The organism is Phreatobacter aquaticus, from assembly GCF_005160265.1.
GTDB classification, from domain to species: domain Bacteria; phylum Pseudomonadota; class Alphaproteobacteria; order Rhizobiales; family Phreatobacteraceae; genus Phreatobacter; species Phreatobacter aquaticus.
Map to the genome: position 1 here is coordinate 1,938,954 of NZ_CP039865.1, position 20,164 is coordinate 1,959,117.

14 protein-coding genes and 3 pseudogenes are annotated in these 20,164 nt (G+C 62.0%); 7 read left to right on the forward strand and 10 right to left on the reverse strand.

Annotated features, from left to right (window positions below; all coding sequences use genetic code 11):
- Positions 1-160 precede the first annotated feature (160 nt).
- Together E8L99_RS24060 and E8L99_RS09055 are read left to right on the forward strand one after the other, a co-directional pair.
- Positions 161-394, forward strand: a pseudogene (locus E8L99_RS24060) (integrase core domain-containing protein).
- Between the two features lie 215 nt (positions 395-609).
- Positions 610-1,404, forward strand: a complete 795-nt coding sequence (locus E8L99_RS09055) for a hypothetical protein (RefSeq protein ID WP_137099231.1) — start codon at positions 610-612, stop codon at positions 1,402-1,404.
- Here the strand turns inward: E8L99_RS09055 and E8L99_RS09060 are convergent.
- Entirely contained in the window at positions 1,365-3,095 is a 1,731-nt protein-coding gene (locus tag E8L99_RS09060; RefSeq protein WP_168201614.1) for a phospholipase D-like domain-containing protein, read from the reverse strand. The genes E8L99_RS09055 and E8L99_RS09060 overlap by 40 nt on opposite strands.
- Positions 3,096-3,121: 26 nt before the next feature.
- A complete protein-coding gene (locus E8L99_RS09065; protein WP_252511303.1) occupies positions 3,122-6,667 on the reverse strand; it encodes an AAA domain-containing protein in 3,546 nt (1,181 codons plus the stop codon).
- Positions 6,668-6,834: 167 nt separating this feature from the next.
- On the opposite strand from E8L99_RS09065, the pseudogene E8L99_RS09070 reads away from it, so the two are divergent.
- A pseudogene (locus tag E8L99_RS09070) lies at positions 6,835-8,004 on the forward strand (IS3 family transposase); the annotation flags it as partial.
- Between the two features lie 204 nt (positions 8,005-8,208).
- Here E8L99_RS09070 and E8L99_RS09075 read toward each other — a convergent pair.
- From E8L99_RS09075 to E8L99_RS09085, 3 genes are all read right to left on the reverse strand, one after another.
- Positions 8,209-8,826: an ATP-dependent Clp protease proteolytic subunit gene (locus E8L99_RS09075; RefSeq protein WP_137099233.1), complete on the reverse strand. Its 618-nt coding sequence runs from the start codon at positions 8,824-8,826 to the stop codon at positions 8,209-8,211.
- 108 nt (positions 8,827-8,934) lie between these two features.
- Positions 8,935-9,462, reverse strand: a complete 528-nt coding sequence (locus tag E8L99_RS09080; protein WP_137099234.1) for a hypothetical protein — start codon at positions 9,460-9,462, stop codon at positions 8,935-8,937.
- A gap of 40 nt (positions 9,463-9,502) precedes the next feature.
- Positions 9,503-9,844, reverse strand: coding sequence for a hypothetical protein (locus tag E8L99_RS09085; protein ID WP_137099235.1), 342 nt, complete (start codon positions 9,842-9,844; stop codon positions 9,503-9,505).
- A gap of 214 nt (positions 9,845-10,058) precedes the next feature.
- On the opposite strand from E8L99_RS09085, the gene E8L99_RS09090 reads away from it, so the two are divergent.
- On the forward strand, positions 10,059-10,262 hold the full coding sequence (locus E8L99_RS09090) for a hypothetical protein (RefSeq protein ID WP_137099236.1): 204 nt from the start codon (positions 10,059-10,061) through the stop codon (positions 10,260-10,262).
- A gap of 98 nt (positions 10,263-10,360) precedes the next feature.
- On the opposite strand, the gene E8L99_RS24145 is transcribed toward E8L99_RS09090, so the two are convergent.
- The 3 genes from E8L99_RS24145 to E8L99_RS09100 all read right to left on the reverse strand — a co-directional run bounded on the left by E8L99_RS24145 (position 10,361) and on the right by E8L99_RS09100 (position 13,369).
- The gene (locus E8L99_RS24145) at positions 10,361-10,852 is read right to left on the reverse strand and encodes a helix-turn-helix domain-containing protein (protein ID WP_391527481.1); all 492 of its coding nucleotides are present in this window, start codon (positions 10,850-10,852) and stop codon (positions 10,361-10,363) included.
- On the reverse strand, positions 10,824-11,045 hold the full coding sequence (locus tag E8L99_RS23755; RefSeq protein WP_168201616.1) for a hypothetical protein: 222 nt from the start codon (positions 11,043-11,045) through the stop codon (positions 10,824-10,826). Before E8L99_RS23755 ends, E8L99_RS24145 begins: the two co-directional genes overlap by 29 nt.
- Positions 11,046-12,070: 1,025 nt before the next feature.
- Positions 12,071-13,369 carry a tyrosine-type recombinase/integrase gene (locus E8L99_RS09100; protein WP_137099238.1) on the reverse strand — a complete coding sequence of 433 codons (1,299 nt, stop codon included), beginning with the start codon at positions 13,367-13,369 and terminating at the stop codon, positions 12,071-12,073.
- Between the two features lie 599 nt (positions 13,370-13,968).
- Between E8L99_RS09100 and E8L99_RS24035 the strand changes: the two are divergent.
- Both E8L99_RS24035 and fabI read left to right on the forward strand, forming a co-directional pair.
- Positions 13,969-14,376 (forward strand): annotated as a pseudogene (locus E8L99_RS24035) (MaoC/PaaZ C-terminal domain-containing protein); the annotation flags it as partial.
- Positions 14,377-14,478: 102 nt separating this feature from the next.
- Positions 14,479-15,249, forward strand: coding sequence for an enoyl-ACP reductase FabI (fabI, locus tag E8L99_RS23980; RefSeq protein WP_168201827.1), 771 nt, complete (start codon positions 14,479-14,481; stop codon positions 15,247-15,249).
- An 86-nt stretch (positions 15,250-15,335) separates the two neighbouring features.
- Here the strand turns inward: fabI and E8L99_RS09110 are convergent, their stop codons facing one another.
- Both E8L99_RS09110 and E8L99_RS09115 read right to left on the reverse strand, forming a co-directional pair.
- Positions 15,336-18,578: an efflux RND transporter permease subunit gene (locus tag E8L99_RS09110; protein WP_137099240.1), complete on the reverse strand. Its 3,243-nt coding sequence runs from the start codon at positions 18,576-18,578 to the stop codon at positions 15,336-15,338.
- Complete coding sequence (locus E8L99_RS09115) at positions 18,575-19,615, reverse strand: efflux RND transporter periplasmic adaptor subunit (RefSeq protein ID WP_137099241.1); 1,041 nt, start codon at positions 19,613-19,615, stop codon at positions 18,575-18,577. The genes E8L99_RS09110 and E8L99_RS09115 overlap by 4 nt, the downstream gene beginning before the upstream one ends.
- Positions 19,616-19,727: 112 nt before the next feature.
- On the opposite strand from E8L99_RS09115, the gene E8L99_RS09120 reads away from it, so the two are divergent.
- A complete protein-coding gene (locus E8L99_RS09120) occupies positions 19,728-20,063 on the forward strand; it encodes a rhodanese-like domain-containing protein (protein WP_137099242.1) in 336 nt (111 codons plus the stop codon).
- The last annotated feature ends 101 nt before the right edge of the window (positions 20,064-20,164 follow it).

Here is a 20,164-nt window from a genome sequence, read left to right on the forward strand (position 1 = left end):
CTTGGCGCTGATCGCTGACACCTCGCTTTCCGGCCTGCAGTCGTGCGCGAGCTGATGCTGCCATCCAGTGGCGCGGCCAGCCCGCCACGATCGTCTCCGATATCGGCACGGAACTGACCTCGGTCGCAGTCCTGCGGTGATGCCAGCAAACCGGCGTCGAATGGCACCACGTCGCGCCGGGAAAGCGCATGCCAAGCGCCTTGTCGAGAGTTTCAACGGGCGCTTCTGGGACGAATGTCTCAACGACACGCTGTTCTCGACGCTCGCTGAGGTTCGCAGCGCCATCAAATAATGGAAAGAGCGCTTCAACCGTCACCGACCGCACTCAGCGCTCGGCAACGTAACGCCGGCCGAGTTCGCAATGAAACCCACACTGGAAAGACAGGCCGCTTAAGGCCAAACCCAAGTCTCTCCCTCAAACCGGAGGAGAAAAACGGTCTCGGGTCATGCGCGGCGCCCGATGTGGTTCATGACACGACCGACGGGCGAGAGCCAGCCGGCTACAAAGAGCAGTGCCTGCGGAAAGCCATTCGGCCATCACGACCAGCCGACTCTTCAACATTATCATGGTAGCTTATGTGCTCTTGCCCACACTAGCAGGACAAATAAGTGAAGCGCTCGGATCCCGTCGGTCCCGAATTTTATGTCCCACTCACCAGCGCCGAGAGTTTCTCCGACGCCGCTTTTTATCTGGCGGCCGCGCTTTCAGTTGCCGTCCTATTCGTGGACCGCGCCGCGAATCTCCGGGCTTATGACCTCGTTCAAGGGGCATTCGCCCTTTCGGTCATATGTCATTTCCTGTCCGGAATCGTGATCAAAGTGTACTTTTCCGCCCGGGCACATGCAGCGCGTGTCGCAGACTTTGTTTCGAACGCGTTTCTAGTTCCGCTGACAGCGACCCCATCCGAGGGCTATTATAACACCCCGAGCGGTGACGCCTTTGTGAGGCTGGGAGCATCTGTACTGGAAAATGCCCTATTTACGAAAAGAATTGTTGCTCGGATGCTGTGCTTCGAGCGCTGGCGTATCTCATTGTATCTTTTCGTGTGGATCAGCGCTGTCCTCTACAGGGCCACAGACCTTGCGATTGTTGCCGTCGCCGCGCAGGTGCTCTTTAGCGAGCAGCTGCTGTCGCGCTTTGTCCGGATGGAGTGGCTGAGATTACGAGTGGAAAAGGTTCACGACGACCTTTTTCGGCTATTTCAAGGCAGTGCGGACCGTGAAAGCAAGGAGTTCCGAGCACGTGTCATCCAGGCTATGGTCCTATACGAGACGAGCAAAGCTCAAGCCGCCATCTCGCTGTCATCCCGCTTGTTTGAAAAGCTGAATGGCGAGCTGTCACGCAGCTGGGAGAATACTCGCACTCAACTCGGCTTGGCCGGCCCAACCGGCGGAGACCCATGAACAGGGGGCGCTACAGGTAGGCAGGCGAGCTTTGTCGCAAGGATCGTACGAATAGCGGGGCCGCTGACGTAAGCACCTACCTCGGCACAGCCCGAACGTGTATTGTCGACTGAGGTTGCCATCCAGTTGAAGCTGCTGATCACGATATCATCTTCATCCCAACCGATGTACTTAGCATGCACATCGTCGAGCCGCTCGATTGATATGCCTCGTTTTGCAATTTCGTCCGCGCAAGGTACATGTCCCTCTTGCAGAAGAAATTTACTTGGACGCGAATACTTGACACGGACGCTCACCCCGCGTTTAGCCGCGGTCTCCATGGGGACCAGAACCGAGATCTCCGCAGCAAGACCGTACAAGTCGCATACCAACTCGATGTCGTTCTTAGCTACGTCCCGAGCGTGTGTGATGCAGGCATAATGATCCCGATCGGTTAGGAGCGTAATAGAGTGGGTGCCACTCTCGCTTTGTACGCGAGACTGCTGCCGCATGTCCGACCAAATGGCGTTGAGTCTCCGCGCTGTCCCGCTCCATGTCCCGACCGACGGCAGTTGGCTCGTCAGCAACCGGCTCATTAGCTTAGTCGCAAACAGCAGGCTTCGAGTGCGAAGCGATACTTCAAGCCAGTCAAACTCAGAGGACAGAAAATTACAGCTTCCGACGATGGTTACCCACCTGCGCGTAGCGCGATCGTCGTAGATTATTATCTTGGCGTGCGATCCGGATGAGTCCGGCGACAAGCATACTCTGCTTTTCGCCGCTGGTGGCAGGGTAGCCAATATCGCCAGGCTATCCGTAATTTTCTTGGATGGCTTGTTGGATTCGGGATCGTTATGTAGCCCCCACAAGAGCTCGATCCTAACCCGACGTCGCGCTGCTCGCTCCAAATCAGGTAAAAGCTCTTGAATAGTGTTGGGGCTAATGAAGCACGAGTGAATCACGATCGTAGATCGTGCAGCTTCCAATGCCTCTTTCAGCATCGCCAAATGCGCATCGCCACCGACGATCAGATCGTCCGGGCCAATATCGTCACGCGCGACGCTGCCGGCCGGTTGGGCCTTGGGTGTGTAAGCGGAGACTTCTGTATCTGTCGTTCCCGCCGAGACATCCAGAAGCAACTGCCGAAGCGCCATCGGTGTGCCCGGAGGCAATCCGGTCTGGACCTCTCCAAATGCGATACCAATCCGCGCAAAATACGGCGATGGGGGACGGAACTGTGGAGTTTCAGGCTCTAGGCTCTCGTCCATGTTGAGACGGAAAAGGTCTCGGAGCGCCGCATCGTTCGGCTTGAAGGTCTGCATCTGGGCCGATATCGTTTCTTCACCCGCAGGGAGGTCTCTTTCGTGCACCAGATCTAGGTCGTCCGCGCGCATCCAGTGGCCTGTGACCCGTTCAACGCAAACCGCGTCCCACCGCACGTCCCTCTGGAGCCGCTCTGGCAGATCCTGCTGACTCGCCCATTTGCGTCCCGCAACAGTTGCGGCGAAATATGTTCGGCTATCCTGGCTGCGTACTTCCACCCAATTGGCGCGCAGCAAGTTGATGAGAGCCTCGATCACAAGTCGCTGCGGAAGATTGGAGATTATCGAAAGCTCCAGGGCTGTGCGTTTCGCTCCAGCACATTCGACGAGTAGCATATGTTCGATGATGCTCCATCGGCGGCCGAAACTAAAAGAATAGCTTACTGCCATTCGATATAGGGGTAAATACACGTATTTCATTTGTATTTAACGCGAAAGACCGTGTTTGCCTTTTCGGCCTTCCCCAGCTCATCCATGAGGCGACCGATGTAGGCGTGTTCGTCATAGTCACTTGTGTTCTCATCACATCGAGAGGCAAAGAAATCCCACGACCCGACGATCACCAGTTTATGTTTTGCACGACTGAGCAGAACGTTCATTCGGTTCTTCTCTTTTAAAAACCCGACGCTCTTCCAAGGGAGTAGTGCATTGTTGCGCACGAGGCTAACCACGACGATGTCTGCTTCCGATCCTTGGAACTCATCAACCGTAGCGCCAATCCGCTTCCCTTGGCGCAAGTCAAACGGATCCTCAAACATATGGGAGAGCCCACCATCAGCATAAGATCTTTCGATCGCTGTTCTTATGGCAGATAGCTGCCCACGATATGGCGACAGGATCTGCACATGGCACGATTTGCCCTCAACGGCTTCAAGCTGCTGAAGAACTCGTACTACCAACTCCGCTTCAGGACGGGATACAAATAGCCCTTCAATCTCCCCTTCCGCAAATTCTTCCTTGCGCTCCCAGGGTACGTCGCACCAAACGATCCTATGATCCGTTAGCCAGGAGCCTTTACGAATGCCGTACGATGCCGGCTTGGAAAAAAGTCTGTGCGTCTCATCCGGGGATTTGAGGATCGTCCCACCGTTCTGATCGGGATAGAATACTTTACCTACAAGATCCGCGATGTGAGGGTGCATGCGGTGCTGATCGGTAAGAACTGCAGCAGGCGCCGCATCTTCCCCACCGCGCATGCTTCTTATAAAAAAAGTTTCGAACAGTTTCACCATCCTAATCCATTGAGCGCAGCGATCAACGAATGGTGCCCGCTCGTCGTCGTCGGCCACCAACGAGGTGTCGACCAGGGATGATGAGGCGAACTGTGATCCCGCTTGGATCGCTTTTCTGACCTTGAGTGGGTCGCCGAGGAGGTCGGTGAACCGTTTCACGTTGAAGGGCGGCAACTGCTGGTGATCGCCTATGAGTAAGAGACGATGACTTTCCTGGAGCGCAGTCGCCATGTCGAAACCGTGCGCCTTACCAGCTTCCTCGATGACCGACCAATCGAAACGACGTCCCCGCTTTGCTAGGTCCGCGAGCTCGGCGGAGTTGAGCGTCGAGAAGGTCAGGTTTGCAGCGTCCTGCACCAAGATCTGCATCGTGCGCACGTCCGTATCGGCTTTCGCTTTGCGCGCGCCCCTGTCCACCACTGTTGACGCGAGGCGATCTCGCAAGAACTCCGGGGAGCGCTTCGCCAGGTCGCTTTCGTTCAGTTGCAGTAGCAAGGATTCTGTTACTCGTTCGGTTCCGTCTGCGTCACCATCTTCTGCTCCGAGCCTCAATACGATAGGTCGGAGGGAGTTCGGTTGGTCAAGGAACAACTTCGACAGCTTGTCACGGACGTCGTCGATCGTGTGATGCGAATGCGCGGTCACCAAGATCTGTGCAGTTGGATCTGAGTTCAAGAGCCGATCTGCAAACGCCTTGATCAGTGTCGTCTTGCCAGTTCCAGGCGGTCCCTGAATCGCGAATGAAGGCTGCATCTGCCAAAGGCGGCCGAGCGCGGTCAGCTTCGATTTATCTAGTTCTATCTTCGCTCGTGGTTGCGGGAGGTCATCCGAGTTGCTCCGTGCGACCTCGTCCGGCGCCGCCAAAAGGCGCAAGAGCCCCTCGAACAGTCGCAAATCCTCAATTGCCCTATGTCTTCGACGGATTTGAGCGATTGTGCCACCGTGGTTGCGGGCTAGATAGACTCGACCTTCGCGGACCGGCGCGACACCCTGTGTCCGGAAACTGTATCTCGGACCGGACGGCGTCGTCCACGACTTGAGGAATTTCCAACTGATCGACGGGACTTCGTTGCCGATAGAGCGCTTTTCGAGCAAGGAGTATATATCCTGCCGCGGCCCTTCCTCGTCATCCACGGTTACCGCCTCTGCGCCTAGCTTAAACCAGTCTCTTAACTGGTCAGGGGGCGACGAAAGGTTGACGTAACTGGCCAGCTCCGCCCGATCCGGCTCGCGGACAGGAGTGACCACTATAGTTGTGCCGTGATTGCGCCGGTCGATGTCCACCACGTCAACGGCGCACATCTGGGCAATTGTTATTACAGTATCAAGTTGCTGAGTTACCCGGAAAAATTCGTGCACTGTGCGAAGTTCGCTTGATTGAATAGACTTCGTCGACCGGATCGGGAACGTCTTGTCCCACTGGGCGGCCTTGTCTCTGATGGATCGCACGGTCTTGCGGACGTGGGGCAGCAGTTGGACGTCGATCCGACGCTGACCTAGACCAAAAATCTGATCATCCGGCCTCACCCTGGGAAGCCGCTCAATATTCTCGCAGTACCCAATATCCCAGGTCGTAACACCCTCTACCGACCAGTTCCTGACTCGGTATTCGAGTTTCTGACCCTTCACAATGTAAGAGAGTTTTGGGTCAGACCGTCCGACGATCCGAACGTCGCCCTGTAGATCTGTCCGGATCCAATCTCGCTGGGCGACCGGATCAATTGCCTTAGCTCTGCCTTCGGAGAGACTTTCGATTGTTCGCGCGATCTCTATGTCCATACCGAGCCTCACCGCCATGACCAAGTCCCTACTGAGGGAAGTCGTTACCGCGCTGAGGTCGCCAATGATCTGCTGAATGAGTTCCTCGATCTCTTCTGGCTCTACGAGCCTCTCCTCGGGGTTCTCGTCCAGGAGTCGTGCAATGAAGGTCCTTTCGCTTTCGCGCAGGTTGCCCAGGTTAGACACCAAGCCCTGGAGCGCCGACCGCTTTCTGATGCTCTTCAAGGGGGCGCCAAATAACTCCGCGGCCACGACACCAAAATCGTACCAATCAGTTGCGGTGGAATACTCCCCCGCCGGCTTGTCTAATTCCGGAGCTGAGAATGGGTTCTTTACGCCAACCTTAGAAGATCCGCCATCGGGTCCCGCTATCCTGAGAGACCACTCAAAACCACTCAATCGAAATTCACCCTGCCCATCCGGATTTACGAATATCGACGATGACGACAGCGCTCGGTGTAGCGTTCCTTCGCGGTGGAGGATCGATAGACCTTCCGCTATCCTTAGCAGCCCTTCCCAGAGCGGACGACGTCGGCCGACTTCGGGTAGATTCACCAGCCACGGATATCGGCTACGGTCTTGCAAAACTCTGGAAAGGACCTGACGTCGCCCACCATCCAATATGGCAAAGAAATGCTTGTCGTCTGAGTCAAGATCACGCAGCCTCACAAATAGATCAGAAGCGCCGGGATAGCCTTGGAGGCGCATTAGACCCCGGACTTCCCGATTCCATAAAGCCTGTAGCTCGTTATTGTTTCCGTCGTTCTTTGGCCATACCTTCGCATAGTAAAGATCCCCTAGGTCCTCCGCCTGCCAAAGGTCGGGAACACCCCTCTTGGGATCTCCAGGGATGATCTTCCGCGAAAGCCGATATTTGCCTAATCGAAGTTCAGCCATCGCGCCCTCGAACGGTTCCGGTTCTGACCGGAACTGAACGGTAGGGTTGCTCACGTATCACATCAACCCCGTGGAAAGGCCCATGACGAGTTTTTTGACCGTCGGTAGCGTGACGGTTCGAAATGTCTAGCTCTTTGAAGAGTCTGACGTTGCCCCTCTAGGATAATCCAGCTTGAAGTTCGTTCTGGCCCATCGATAGAACCAGAGCATAAGGCAGAAGCTTCACGGACGAGCAGATCATCGGGATCTTGAAGGAGGAGGAGGCCGGGGTGCCGGCTTCGGACCTGTGCCGTAAGCAGGGGGTCAGCGACGCCAGTATCTACAAGTGGAAGTCCCGGTTCGGCGGGATGGACGTGTCGGAGGCTAAGCGGCTGCGGACGCTCGAAGACGAGAATGCCAAGCTGAAGCGCATGCTGGCCGACGCGATGCTCGACAACGTCGCGCTGAAGGATCTCTTGGGAAAGAAGTGGTGACGCCCGCAGCCGAGCGGAAAGCTGTCGCCCACCTCATGGACGCCTATGGGGTGAGCGAACGGCAGGCGTGCAAAGCCAGCGGCTTCTGCCGCATGACCATGAGATACAGGACCACGCGCGGGGATGACACCTCGCTGCGTGAGCGGATGAAGGCCATCGCAGAGGAACGGCAGCGGTTCGGCTACAGACGTCTGCATGTGCTGCTCCGGCGCGAGGGCTTCCAGGTCAACCACAAGCGCCTGTTCCGACTGTATCGAGAGGAGCGGCTGACGTTTCGCCGGCGAGGCGGTCGCAAGCGGGCGATCGGAACACGGGCGCCGATGATGATCCCGATGCGTCCGAACGAGCGCTGGTCGCTGGACTTCGTGGCCGACCGGATGACCGACGGCCGGCGCTTCCGGATGCTGGCCATCGTGGACGACTGCACCCGCGAGTGCCTGGCACTGTTGGCGGACACGTCGCTGTCGGGTGTGAGGGTCGCTCGCGAGCTCGCCAGGCTGCTGGCAGAGCGCGGCAGGCCCAAGATGATCGTCAGCGACAATGGTAGCGAGCTGACCTCCAACGCCATCCTGGCGTGTGTTGACGCGGCCAGGATCGAGTGGCACTCATCGCGCCTGGCAAGCCGATGCAGAATGGCTTCATCGAGAGCTTCAACGGCCGCCTGCGGACGAACTGTTGAACGAGACGTTCTCCGGCCTGACCGAAGCCAGAGCCGCGCTCTTGCGATGGCAACTCGACGACAAGACCCCAAGGCCGCACTCGAACCTCGGATGGCAGACGCCGATGGACTTGCCGGCCACATTCCATCCGCGGCGGGATCAGACGCTGCGCCTTGCAAATGGCTCCACGTCTGCCCACACCGCTAAACCCGCCCGAGACGGTCAAACCAATTTCCGGAACGAACTCAAGGCTGGATAGAAGCTGGGGGGCAACGTTGAGCAAGCGGCATAAGCTGTAGCCTGCCGACTTCTATCGGCAGGCTACCGTCTAGCTCCGTTTACTCGGGCAAGTAACTCGATAACCGGAGCGGCAAGAACTCCCGCTCAAGCATAGTGAGATGCCGTGCTTAGCGCTTGGGATAGCTCGTCCGAAACGTACCGTCTTGAGGGTCGACAATGAGGATCAATCGGTGATCCGATGGACGAGCCCCAGTGCTTGGGCCGTCCGCGCGTTGATCGCTGTTTCGGTCGACGCCTCGCGTCGGAAGCGTTCGATCGGCAGCCCGGTGCGCGCGGCAAGTCGGAGCGCGTTTTCCTCGTCGATCTCGCGAAGCATCTGTGCCGCGCCCGCGAGCACATGCGATGTCACCCGATGCCCTTGAATGGGTTTGACGGCTTCCATCGCGGAAAGCGCACAGCTGTGGATCAAGAACTTGCAGGAGCGGGACGCAAAGCGCTCGGTGCCCTCGCCGAAAATCATGATGGCGGACGATGCGCATACGCCGCGAGCTACCGTTCGGACGTGCCGCCCACGCTCACGTTCAGTTCGGATCAGTGCCGAGATTCTTCGCTCCACAGCGACCGATCCGCCTGGTGAGTCGATGCTGACCTCGATGATCGCCGGGTCATCCGCCAGTTTGAGCGCCCGCTCGAACGCCTCCGCTGTCACTTGCCGGCCGATTTCGCCACGGATAGCGATGGCGAGCACCGGCCGTTGCACGACGAGAGCGTGCACCGGGGCAGCCGGCAGTTGAAGGCCGGCGATGATGCGTCTGAGATCACTGCCCCTACTCCGGCTCATCGACAACCTCCCATCTTGGCACGCCCCTCGACGTCCGTTGCGCGGGACGGGCGAGAGGAACCCCCGTCCCGCGCGCGCTACCGCCGGATGCGAGCGACGGCCGCGAACTCAGATCCCGTCAGCGAAGCGGCTCCGAAAGGCGGCTTCGAGCTGGCCCAGGTGGCCGTGAGGTAGCCGGGGTGGGCGTGCTCGAGCATCTGCGCGCTCGATCTCGACGGCCGCCTCGAGCTCGCGAAGCACGATCGCTCGCAGCCGCGCGATGATCTCGATCGCGACCGTCGCGTCTTCGTGCAGCGTGGGCGCCAAGACCTCGATGACCCGCTCGGCGTGCTGTGCGCGAAGCGGCAAGATTTCGCCGCGCAACCGGCCAATTTCTCCATCCAGCGCATCGCGCTCTGCGACCAACTGGCGAAGCCGCCTCTCGGCCGCGCGGTCGCCCGCACCTTCGCGAACCCGAGCGACGAGCGTGCCCGCCTCGGCCTGAAGAGTGTCCCTCGCTTGGATCGCCGCTGAGCGCTCCCGCTCCAGGCGAAGCAGCTGGGCCGGCCGCGGCGCCTTCGCCGCTACGATCGCGGCGGGTGATGGCCGGTTGAGCTCGTGAGAGGTCGGGAAATCCAATTTCGGGCGGAAAAGCACGTGGAAGCCTCCGGTTCGATCCGAAGAATCGCACACTTGGTCAGGCATCCGACGACACGCGTCCGGTATTTTCAAAGCCGACGCAGGTGACGTTCGACCGCAGTCCGCAGAGCTTCTGCGCTGACTTCGCCATCTGCGTCCGGCGTGAGCTCTCCGGAATCGATGAGCCGGTTGGCCAACTCGGCCAGATCGACGACCACGGCGAGGACAGCGAGACCAAGCCGAGCACGCTCTCGGGCTCGTCGATTGCGCTTCGCCGAACCGGACTGAGAAGAAGCCATTCGGGATCCTCGTTTTTCGATTTCTTGTAAGTCCAAAGCTGGCCTTCGTGGCGATCCAAACGCCTGGGGTTGCTGGCTTTGAGAGTTTTCTGAATTGCCAAAAAGACCCGATCCTGAGATTTCGGCCCCTCTCGCCTCAAAAGATTTTTTCTGTACAAGAGCCCGGGAGCGGTGCGCGCCCCCGTAGCTGTAGAGACGCGGACCCACCCCACTCCATTAGTCGCCGAGCGCGAACTCCACCTCGAGTTGCTCGACATCGAAATCCCACCAACCGCTCTCTAGCCACTGGACCAGCGACAATGGTGGCCAGCTTCCGTGAAGCGCCACGAGCAAACGTCGAGTCCCGGAAATGATGGTGTCGCCGCGATCGTTGCCATCGATGTGCGCGAAGGCGTTTCGCGCATCGCGGAGGGTAGAGCGATCGAGATGATGGCCTCCGGGCCAGATGTTGAGCAGGTGCTCGAACGGATCGCCGTCGTGGTCGATCGGTCTTGGCTGCTCACCGGTGCACGGGCGTAAGGGCCGGGAACAGGGCGACACCGCGAGTTCGGCTTTCAGTTCGATTTGATGATCAATGTTATGTTTGGCCCTCCCGTTTTGGGGTGTCTGTCCCCCAGCTATTTGGGGGGGCTGAGTCCTCGATCTTGCTGGGGGGGCGCCTGCGATCTTGCTGGGGGCTCGATTTCAGTTAGGGCCCCTGAAGATGGGGGAGGCTGCCCCCCCGCAAAGTGAGGGGGCTGATCAATCAAATTCGGTGAGAAGCCTCGCTCGAGCTGGTAGTGTGACGACACCCGACCGCTGCCTGGCCGAAGGGTGAGATAGCCGGCAGCGACCAGTGGCTTGAGCCAGATTCGAATCTGGTCCAAGTCGTCCGCGGCAAGCGCTTTTGCCAGTGTCGTGCGGCTCGGCCAGCAGAGCCCGGAGCGGCCGTCCGCGAAGCGCCCGATGGCAAATCCCACGCACTTCGACGAGGCGCCCAGGGCTGGGTCCGCCATGATCGCGTCGATCCATGCCGCGACCCCTGCGTGGATCCACCTGCCGCCCCTCGGCCGTCCGGTATGCCGGTCTCGACTTTGATCGTCACGCGTCGACATCGGCGTCCTCGCCATCGTCGGCTTCAAGCCCGGCCGCGTGCCGGACCGCCAACAACGCGTCGCCCCGCGTCGCGAAGGTTCCGAGCGCCCGCGGATCGCCGGCAGCGTCGAACGCGAACGCCCGGATCCGCCTGCCGCGGATTTCGACGCGGCCGATGCGCCGGAGTCCGGCCCGCACGTCGAGATCGCCATCCTTCAGCCGGCTCACGACTGGCCTCCGCCGGTGAGCTTGCGTGGTCTGCCCCGGCCGCGGCGGGGCGCCTCAGCGGTAGCGGCGACCGGGTCGACCGCACCGGGCGCGACCCGGCGGCGTGACGCCAGCCAGGCTAGCAAATCCGCATTGAGTATCCCGAAGCGCCTGGGTGACATTCGAACGGTAGCCGGCCCTCTGCCGGCTTCGATTTCGCGCAAAATTGTCCTCGCGGAACAGCCGCACGCAGCGGCCGCCTCGCGAAGGTTCAGAACGACGGGGGGAGCGATATGATGGACCATGAGGAAGCTCCTAGTGACTTCGGAGCCCCCTCGATGCCACGATCCCCCGCGCGATGATGCGGCAGGCAAATGGGAATTAGTGCAAGCTCTCTGCGCGGGATAAGCGCCTGTATTCGTTGAGAACTCTGTCCGTCAAACGTTCTACTTCGTCAGGAGAGTCGCGGCGAGAATCTTCGGAAAAAACCGCCTGCAATTCGCGCTCGAACGAACCTCGGGAGGTCCCGGCGAGACGGTGCGCGGCCATCCGGCGATGGAGAGCGCGGACCTCGGCTAGCAGCCAGTGATGCGGGTCCGCGAGCGGGTGGACTCGAGCCCGACCGCCGCGAGGGTTCCTGAGCCGTACCGCGCCGGCGCCAAGGAGATTGGTAAGTGCAGCGAGATCCTGGGCGTCGGCGCGGGGGGCGTTCCGCAAAGCTCGCGCCAGACGGGGCAAAAATTCACGCCCTCCCGTTGTCGCGACGACGGCGCGGATGGACCTGAGCCGATTGCTTGCTTTTGGCGGCGGGCCGCGCCCTCGCTTGATCGCCAAAAGCAAATGCCGCTCGACGAAGTCGGCCAGGGCCCCCAGCGCGCTCTTGTCAGCCGAGCGGGCCCCGCGGAGCAGGGACCAAAGCGGGTGGAGTTCTCCCCAGCGTTGGACCCGGTCAATTTCGGCGGTAATGTCCGAGCCGGACAGGTCGCGCCGGGTGAAATCGTCGAACGACCCGAAAGTCGCAACTGTTGGATCCGCTGCCGCGATGGTCACTGCCGGGAGCCCTTGCGCGCGATCGGGATGACCTGCGCGCTGCCGGCGGGTGGCGGGTCTAGAAGACCCTGCAGGCGAGTGCTCCACAAATGGACCGCCGAGCGCTGCTCCTGCTGGTATTCATGGGTCTGATAAACCCGCATCAGCCCCGTCTGCGTCGACCCTACGTGACCTAGCAGACGCTCCGTCACGGGCATCGCGACACCAAGCGCTTGCAACTGCGCGGCGAACGCTCTTCTAAGGTCGTGAAAGCGCCAGGCCGGCATTGCCTCGACTGTTGCCGGATTTTCGCCTGCGGCCTCTGAGGCACTTCTGCGCCGATCGAGGATTGCCGCGTCGAGAGAGGTCTTCGCCTTCGACCATCCCGAGAAACCCCGGCCGTCGCTTGGGAACACCAATGCCTCCGGCCTTGGATTTCCCAAATTTGGCAGCAGCGACCGCAGGATTTCGACCGCCTGTACCGCGATCGGCCGGAGGACAAACTCTCCGTTCTTGGATCTAGCTGCTGGAAGCGCCCAAGTCGCATTGTCGAGGTCGACCTCCCTCCAACGAAGCTGTGCGGCCTCCTCTCGCCGACAGCCCGTCGCGACCATGAAACGGAGGATTTTGCCAAAAGTTGTTGTGGCGTCGGTCGCGTTCCAAATCTCGACGATCTCGACGCTGGTCGGGGTCCGGTCGCGTGGCGGCGGTATGGCGATCGGAATTCTGTCGAACGGATTGGTGGCGATTCGGCCCCGAGCCATGCCCCATCTGAACAACGCGGAGCCGACCCGCTTCGTCGCGGCGGCCATGGCTGGGTGGCCGGCTGAGGCGAGCCGGTCGAACGTGTCGACAACATGTCGACGGGTGAGGTCTTCCGCCGGTCGATCAAGGTGCCGGGCGAAGGCGTGACGGAGCGACCGCTGCGCTTCCTCGCGATACTTCGGTCGGCGGGTTGCGAGGTGAAGCGCCGCCCAATCGTCGATGAACCGGCTGAGCGTAAATTGCTCGCGTTCCTTCCTCTCTCGTGCCGCCTTGACCTTCGCCTTGCGCTCGACCGCCGGGTCGATGCCCTGAGCCGCTTTGCCGAGGTAAGCCCTGGCGGCCTCGCGCGCCTGGGCGAGGCCTATTCCGCTTGCGGAGCCAATGGGTAAGCGGCGGCGCTGCCCGTCGATGGTGAACTGGAGCACGTACGATCGCGTTCCGGCCGATGTAACGCGAACCCCAAGACCCTTCTGATCGTCGTCGAAGTAGAGCGCGTCCTTGCGGCCGGCAGGGCAGGCGAGCTGATCAACAACGCGTTGGGTGAGCTTCACCGGATCCCCCTTTGGCGACCCGCTGATCGTGCGGACCTCGACTATTTCAGCGGACCTTTAGCGGACCTCCTCAAACGACATTCTGTGTCATTCGGAGTCATAACAGACGCTGACAAAATCAGAGGGTAGTTCGAAAAAGAGCGTGTTATCAAGTGTTTTTGGCAGGTCTGCGCATTTCGTGTCACGACGTGCCGAGATGCCAGCTCCTACTCTTAATCAGCGGGTCGTAGGTTCGAGCCCTACATCACCCACCAATCTTTTCAAGGACTTGTGGCTGTTCGGTCTTGTCGTTTGACAGGCCGGACGGGCCTGTTCCGGCAAACCTCCACGTTTCAGTCTCGACGCCAGGTGCTGCCCGCCTCCGCTCGCCGGTGTCTGCCGGGGAGCATGGCAGCTTTGGTCCCGATCAAGTGTCGGCAGGCCGTCACATAGGGTCGATAGCGTCCTGTGTTGCAGTGCAATGTAGGGCAATGTGACCGTGCCCACTGGACCTTCCGCGCAGTCGACCTTGGGGGCCACGTCAGGTGTGCCGCCGGTCAAGTTCGCGCCGGGCCGGCCCATTTCGATGTCGGACACTCGGCTCCGGGAGCAATCACAGCATGAATTGGGTTGAAAACCCGGCGCAGGGTCCTGCCCTGATCGAGAACCGCACCTTCGACGAACTTGTCGTGGGCGACAGCGCGAGTTCCACGCGCGTGCTGACGATGCGAGACATCAGCCTGTTCGCCATCGTCTCGGGGGACGTGAACCCGGCTCACCTCGATCCGGCTTTTGCCGAAACCGACCTGTTTCACGGTATCGTTGCTCATGGCATGTGGGGCGGCGCGCTGATCTCGGCCCTGCTTGGAACAGCCTTGCCCGGTCCCGGGACCATTTATCTCGGCCAGGACCTGACGTTCCGCAGGCCGGTTCGGCCCGGAGACACCGTCACCACCACCGTGACACTCGCCGAGAAGCACAGCGAGAAGTCGATCGCCGTCTTCGACTGCCGCTGCACGAACCAGTCTGGCGAGGACGTGATTGTCGGACGGGCGCGCGTCATCGCGCCGAGCGAGAAGATCGTGCGGCCGAGGACAGTGCTCCCGAGCGTGGCCCTGCATGCCCACGGCATCGATCCGTTTGATCTGACGGGCAAGCGCGGGCTGATCGTGGGGATCGCCAATGACCAATCGATCGCCTATGGCTGCGCTCAGGAACTGAGCAATGCCGGTGCCGAACTCGCGGTCACCTATCTGAACGCCAAGGCCGAGCCCCATGTGCGGCCCTTGGCCGAAGCCCTCGGGTGCAAGCTGATCCTGCCCTGCGACGTGCGCGAGCCCGGCCAGCTTGAGCAGGTCTTCGACAAGCTGACGAGCGAATGGGGGCGCCTGGACTTCGTCCTCCATTCGATCGCCTTTGCGCCGCGGGAAGACCTGATCGGCCGGGTGACTGATGCCTCGGCGGCAGGTTTTGGCATCGCCATGGACGTTTCCTGCCATTCCTTCCTGCGCATGGCGCGTCTTGCCGAGCCGCTGATGACCGAGGGCGGAACATTGCTGACGGTCACGTTCTTCGGCTCGGCCCGGGTTGTCGACCACTACAACCTGATGGGCCCGGTGAAGGCCGCCCTGGAGAGCGCGGTTCGTTATGTCGCGGCCGAACTTGGACCCAAGGGGATCCGCGCCCATGCCATTTCGCCTGGGCCTATTCGAACCCGTGCGGCGAGCGGCATTGACCGGTTCGACGAGCTCCTTGCCGAAGCGGCCGCCCGGTCGCCGCAGCATCAGTTGGCCGATATTGCCGATGTCGGAGCGGTCGCACGATTTCTCGTCAGCGATGCAGCAAAGCGCATCACCGGCACGACCATTCCCGTGGATGGTGGACAGCACATTCAGGGCTGACCTCAGCATCCACGGGTGTTCAGGCGCCCCCCATCGGCGGCCGGCGCCAATGGCGCGGGCATTTCCCGTCCCCGTGCATCGAGCAGCTAGCGCGCGCCCTCGCCCTCGCCGCGCAGGACCACGTAGATGGCCGGGATGACCAGCACGGTCAGCAGCGTCGATGACGCGAGTCCGAACAGCAGCGACACGGCGAGCCCCTGGAAGATCGGGTCGGTCAGGATGGTGGCCGCTCCGATCATCGCGGCAAGCGCGGTGAGCAGGATCGGCTTGAAGCGGACCGCTCCCGCTTCGAGCAATACATCGACCAGCGGACGACCCGGCCGCCTTGCATGGCGGATGAAGTCGACCAGCAGGATCGAGTTCCTGACGATGATGCCGGCCAATGCGATGAAGCCGATCATCGATGTCGCCGAGAAGGGGGCGGCAAACAGCCAATGGCCGATCAGGATGCCGATGAAGGTCAGCGGGATGGGCGTCAGGATCACCAGCGGCAGCTTGAACGAGCCGAACTGCGCCACCACCAGGATGTAGATGCCAAGCAGGGCGACGGCGAAGGCTGCGCCCATGTCGCGGAACGTCACCCAGGTGACCTCCCATTCGCCATCCCACAGCAGGACGGGTTTCGACGTGTCGGCGGGTTGCCCGTGCAGCGCGACCGTGGGGCGGGGCACGGTGCCCCAATCGATCCGGTCGAAGGCCCGGTTCACCTCGATCATGCCGTAGAGCGGCGCCTCGAAGGCACCCGCCAGCTCCGCCGTCACCATCTCGGCCGGCCGTCCGTCGCGCCGATAGATCGGGAAGGAGGCCCGCTCGCGGGTCAGCCGAACGACGTCGCCGAGTTCGACCACGCCGCGGTCGCCGGGCAGGAGATTTGACGGTACCGGCGTGGACAATGCGCGTTCATCGATGACCCGGTCGCCCTTGGCACGGGCAAGCCGGATCGGGATGGGCTGGCGTCCACCGCCGCGATGGGAATAGCCGACCGTGGTCGTGCCATAGAGCGCGCGGATCGTGTCATAGACGTCGCGGTGCTCGACACCATGGAACTCGAGATTGTCCTCGCTGACCGCAAGCCTTGCCCGCTCCGGCTGGGTGCCGAAGCTGTCGTCGATGTCGACGATGAAGGGCACCGCGGCGAAGGCCTGACGGACCTTCGCTGCCACCGCACGCCGCGTGTCGGCGTCGGGACCGTAGATCTCCGCGAGCAGCGTTGCCATGACCGGTGGGCCCGGCGGTGGCTCGACCACCTTGAGCGAGGTGCCCGCCGGCACCGACACGGATGCGATGCGCCGGCGCAGTTCGATCGCGATATCGTGGCTTGCCCGGCTGCGGTGCGCCTTGTCGGAGAGATTGACCTGGACGTCGCCGAGCTCGGGCTGGGTGCGGACATAGGAATGGCGGACGAGGCCGTTGAAGTTGAACGGCGCCGCTGTGCCGGCATGGGTCTGGAACGAGACGATCTCAGGCACCCCGGCGAGGCTCGCCGCGATGTCCTGCAGCACCCGGTCGGTCGCCTCCACGGATGAGCCCTTGGGGAGGTCGACCATGATGGCGAGTTCCGACTTGTTGTCGAAGGGCAGCAGCTTCACTGTGACGTCGCGGGTGTAGAACAGCACCATCGAGCCGAGCGTGGCGATGCCGACGAGGATCAGGAAGATCCAGGCGCTGCGACGGCTCCTGAGGATGGGCACAGCCGCACGGCGGTAGAGCCGGCCGAGCAGGCCGCCATCGGCTGCATCATGGCCGTGGCCGTGAGCGGCAGCGCCACTGCCGAACTTCACCATGAGCCACGGCGTCACGATGACCGCGACGAAGAACGAGAACACCATGGCCGCCGAGGCATTGGCCGGGATCGGGCTCATATAGGGCCCCATCATGCCGGACACGAACAGCATGGGCAGAAGGGCGGCAACCACGGTGAGAGTTGCGACGATGGTCGGATTGCCGACCTCCGCCACCGCATCGATGGCCGCCTTTTGGCGCGAGCGGCCGTCGCCCATGCCCCAGTGGCGCGCGATGTTCTCGATCACCACGATGGCATCATCGACGAGGATGCCGATGGAGAAGATCAGCGCGAACAGGCTGACGCGGTTCAGCGTGTAGCCCATCGCCTTGGCGGCGAAGAGCGTCAGCAGGATCGTGACGGGGATCACCACGGCCACAACCAGAGCCTCCCGCCAGCCGATGGCGACGAGCACGAGCATGACGATGGAGATAGTCGCGAGCCCCAGGTGGAACAGAAGCTCGTTCGCCTTGTCGTTGGCCGTGGCGCCATAGTCGCGGGTGACATGGACGGTGATATCGGCTGGGACGATCGTGCCACGGGCCCGCTCGACCGCCTCGGCGATCTCACGGCCGATCGTCACGGCATTGGCGCCAGCACGCTTGGCAACCGCCAGCGAGACGGCAGGCACGCGGGCAAGCGCGCCATCGGTGCCGCGCTGGAGATGGGCCACGCGCGTCTCAGCCGCATCACCCGCCAGGACGATGCGCGCGACATCGCGGACATAGACGGGTCGGCCGTCGCGGGTCGTCACCAGCAGATTGCCAATGTCCGCCAGGCCGTTCAGCGTCTGACCGGCCACGAGGCCGATCTGCTGGCCGCCGGACCGAATGGTCCCCGCCGGGAATGCCTTGTTGGCACCTTCCACCTTGGTGCTCAGCTGCTGCAGGGTGACGCCGGCCAGAGCAAGCTTCTCGGGGTCCGGCTCGACCCGGATTTCCTCCTGCTGATCACCGACCAGATAGGTCAGGCCGACATCGTCGAGGCGGGCGATCTCTACGCGCAATTCGCGCGCGATGCGCGTGAGATCATTGGCAGTCCAGCGGTCGGCGACCTCCGGCTTCGGCGCCAGCGTGAGAACGGTGATGGCCACGTCATCGATGCCGCGACCGACGATCAGCGGCTCGGGAATGCCGACCGGGATCCGGTCGAGATTGGCCCGGATCTTTTCATGGACGCGCAGGATCGCCGCATCAGGGCTGGTTCCGACCAGAAAACGCGCAGTGACCATCACGCTGTCGTCGCGCGTCTGGGAATAAACATGCTCGACCCCAGCAATCGACTTGACGATCGTCTCCAGCGGTTCGGTGACAAGCTTGGCCGCGTCCTCGGCCTTGAGGCCTTCGGCGCGGACGTGGATGTCGACCATCGGCACCGAAATCTGCGGTTCTTCCTCCCGAGGAAGGCTGGCCAGGGCGACGAGACCGAGGGCGAGTGCGGCCAGCAGAAACAGCGGTGTGAGCGGAGAGCCGATGAAAGCCTGGGTCAGGCGGCCGGCGAGGCCAAGTGGCGCAGCGCCATCATGATGGTTCGAGGGGCTGGTCATGGCGTCACCACGAGGTCGCCAGCGACCAGGCCGGTCAGAACCTCGACGCGTGGCCCGCCTTCCGTTTCGATCCCCGGACCGAGGACGACGGCCACCTCATGGTGCTCGCCGTTCGCCCGGCGAAGCCGCACGAGGTCGACGCCGGCCCGGTTGATCACCGCGCCGACCGGGATCGCCAGAGCCTGGCGGGTGGCGATGGGAACATGGACCGGAATGCGTTCCCCGACGAAGAAGTCGCCGAGCGTCTCGACCTCGACGTCGGCAATGACGCGGCCATTCTCGATCTGGGGGTAGAGCTTGACCAGCCGGCCGGAACCGACCGCAGCACCATCGACATTGCCGCGCTCGCCGACCGAGACCCGCGAGCCCTCGCGCAGGAGCGGAGCATGGCGCTCGGGCAGGGCGAGCCTCAGGAAGAAGCCGCCGCCTGCCACCTGGGCGACCGGTTCGCCGGGCAGCAGAACGGATCCGCGGGCGACCGGGACCTTCAACACCCGGCCGGCGATCGGTGCGAGGACCTGGCCTTCTTCGGTTTGCTGGGCAATGACCGACCGGTCAGCCAGGGCCGCGTTGAGCTGATTGGTCAGGACGTCGACCTGCGTGCGCGTCTGGTCGACACGCTGCTGGGTGCCTGCCCCGCGCGCGATCAGCGATTGTGAACGTTCGAATTCGGTCTGGGCGTTGGCGAGCTCGGAACGCACCGCCGCGATGCGGGCGTCTGACGCCTTCATCTGCAAGGCGAGCTTGGGGTCGATCACCAGGGCGACGACCTGCCCGGCCGTGACAGCCGAGCCCTCCGTGACATCCAGGCTGATCAACGTGCCGCCGATGCGCGCGCGCGCCGGGATGAGGAAGCGCGTTTCGACCCGCGCGAAGACCGCCTTTGTCTCCGTGACCGTGACGGGCTCCAGCCGGAAGTCCGCGGCCTCTGCCGCGCCGCCCGACAAGGCCAAGGCGACAAGGGTAGCGATGAGATGGGATGGATGCGATGCGGCGGACCGGCCTGTCCTCGCTGGGTGTTCGCTCCGTCGGGTCATGGCTTGCCTCACGTGTCGTCTCAACCGTCAGCTGCACATAATCGTAATTGCATGATTGCGCAAGTAAGGATATATGGTTGCCGATACGAGACTGACCCTATGAGGATCCGTGATGTTTGGTTTGTTTGGGCGCAAGGCCGTTGGACAGATTTCGCCCGAAGACGCTCACCGGCGCCATACCGCTGGCGAAGTCGAGCTGGTCGATGTGCGCGAGGCGCATGAATGGGAGAGCGGCCACATTCCCGGTGCGCGCCATGCCGCCTTGTCGACGCTTGACGCCAAGATCCACGAGTTGCCGCGCGATCGGCCTCTCGTGCTGTATTGCCTATCAGGGATGCGGTCGGGACGTGCGCTCAAGATGTGCCAGAACGCAGGCTTCACCGACGTGGCGAGCATGGCCGGCGGAATCGGCGCCTGGCGGCATCGCGGCTATCCCGTTCGGCGCTGATCGCACTTCTCGGCAGAACATCCCGCGCAGGGCGACGCGGATGCGCTCGCCTTCGACCGTCAGGCACAGGATGCAGCGACCGTTGCCAAGCGGGCTTGCAG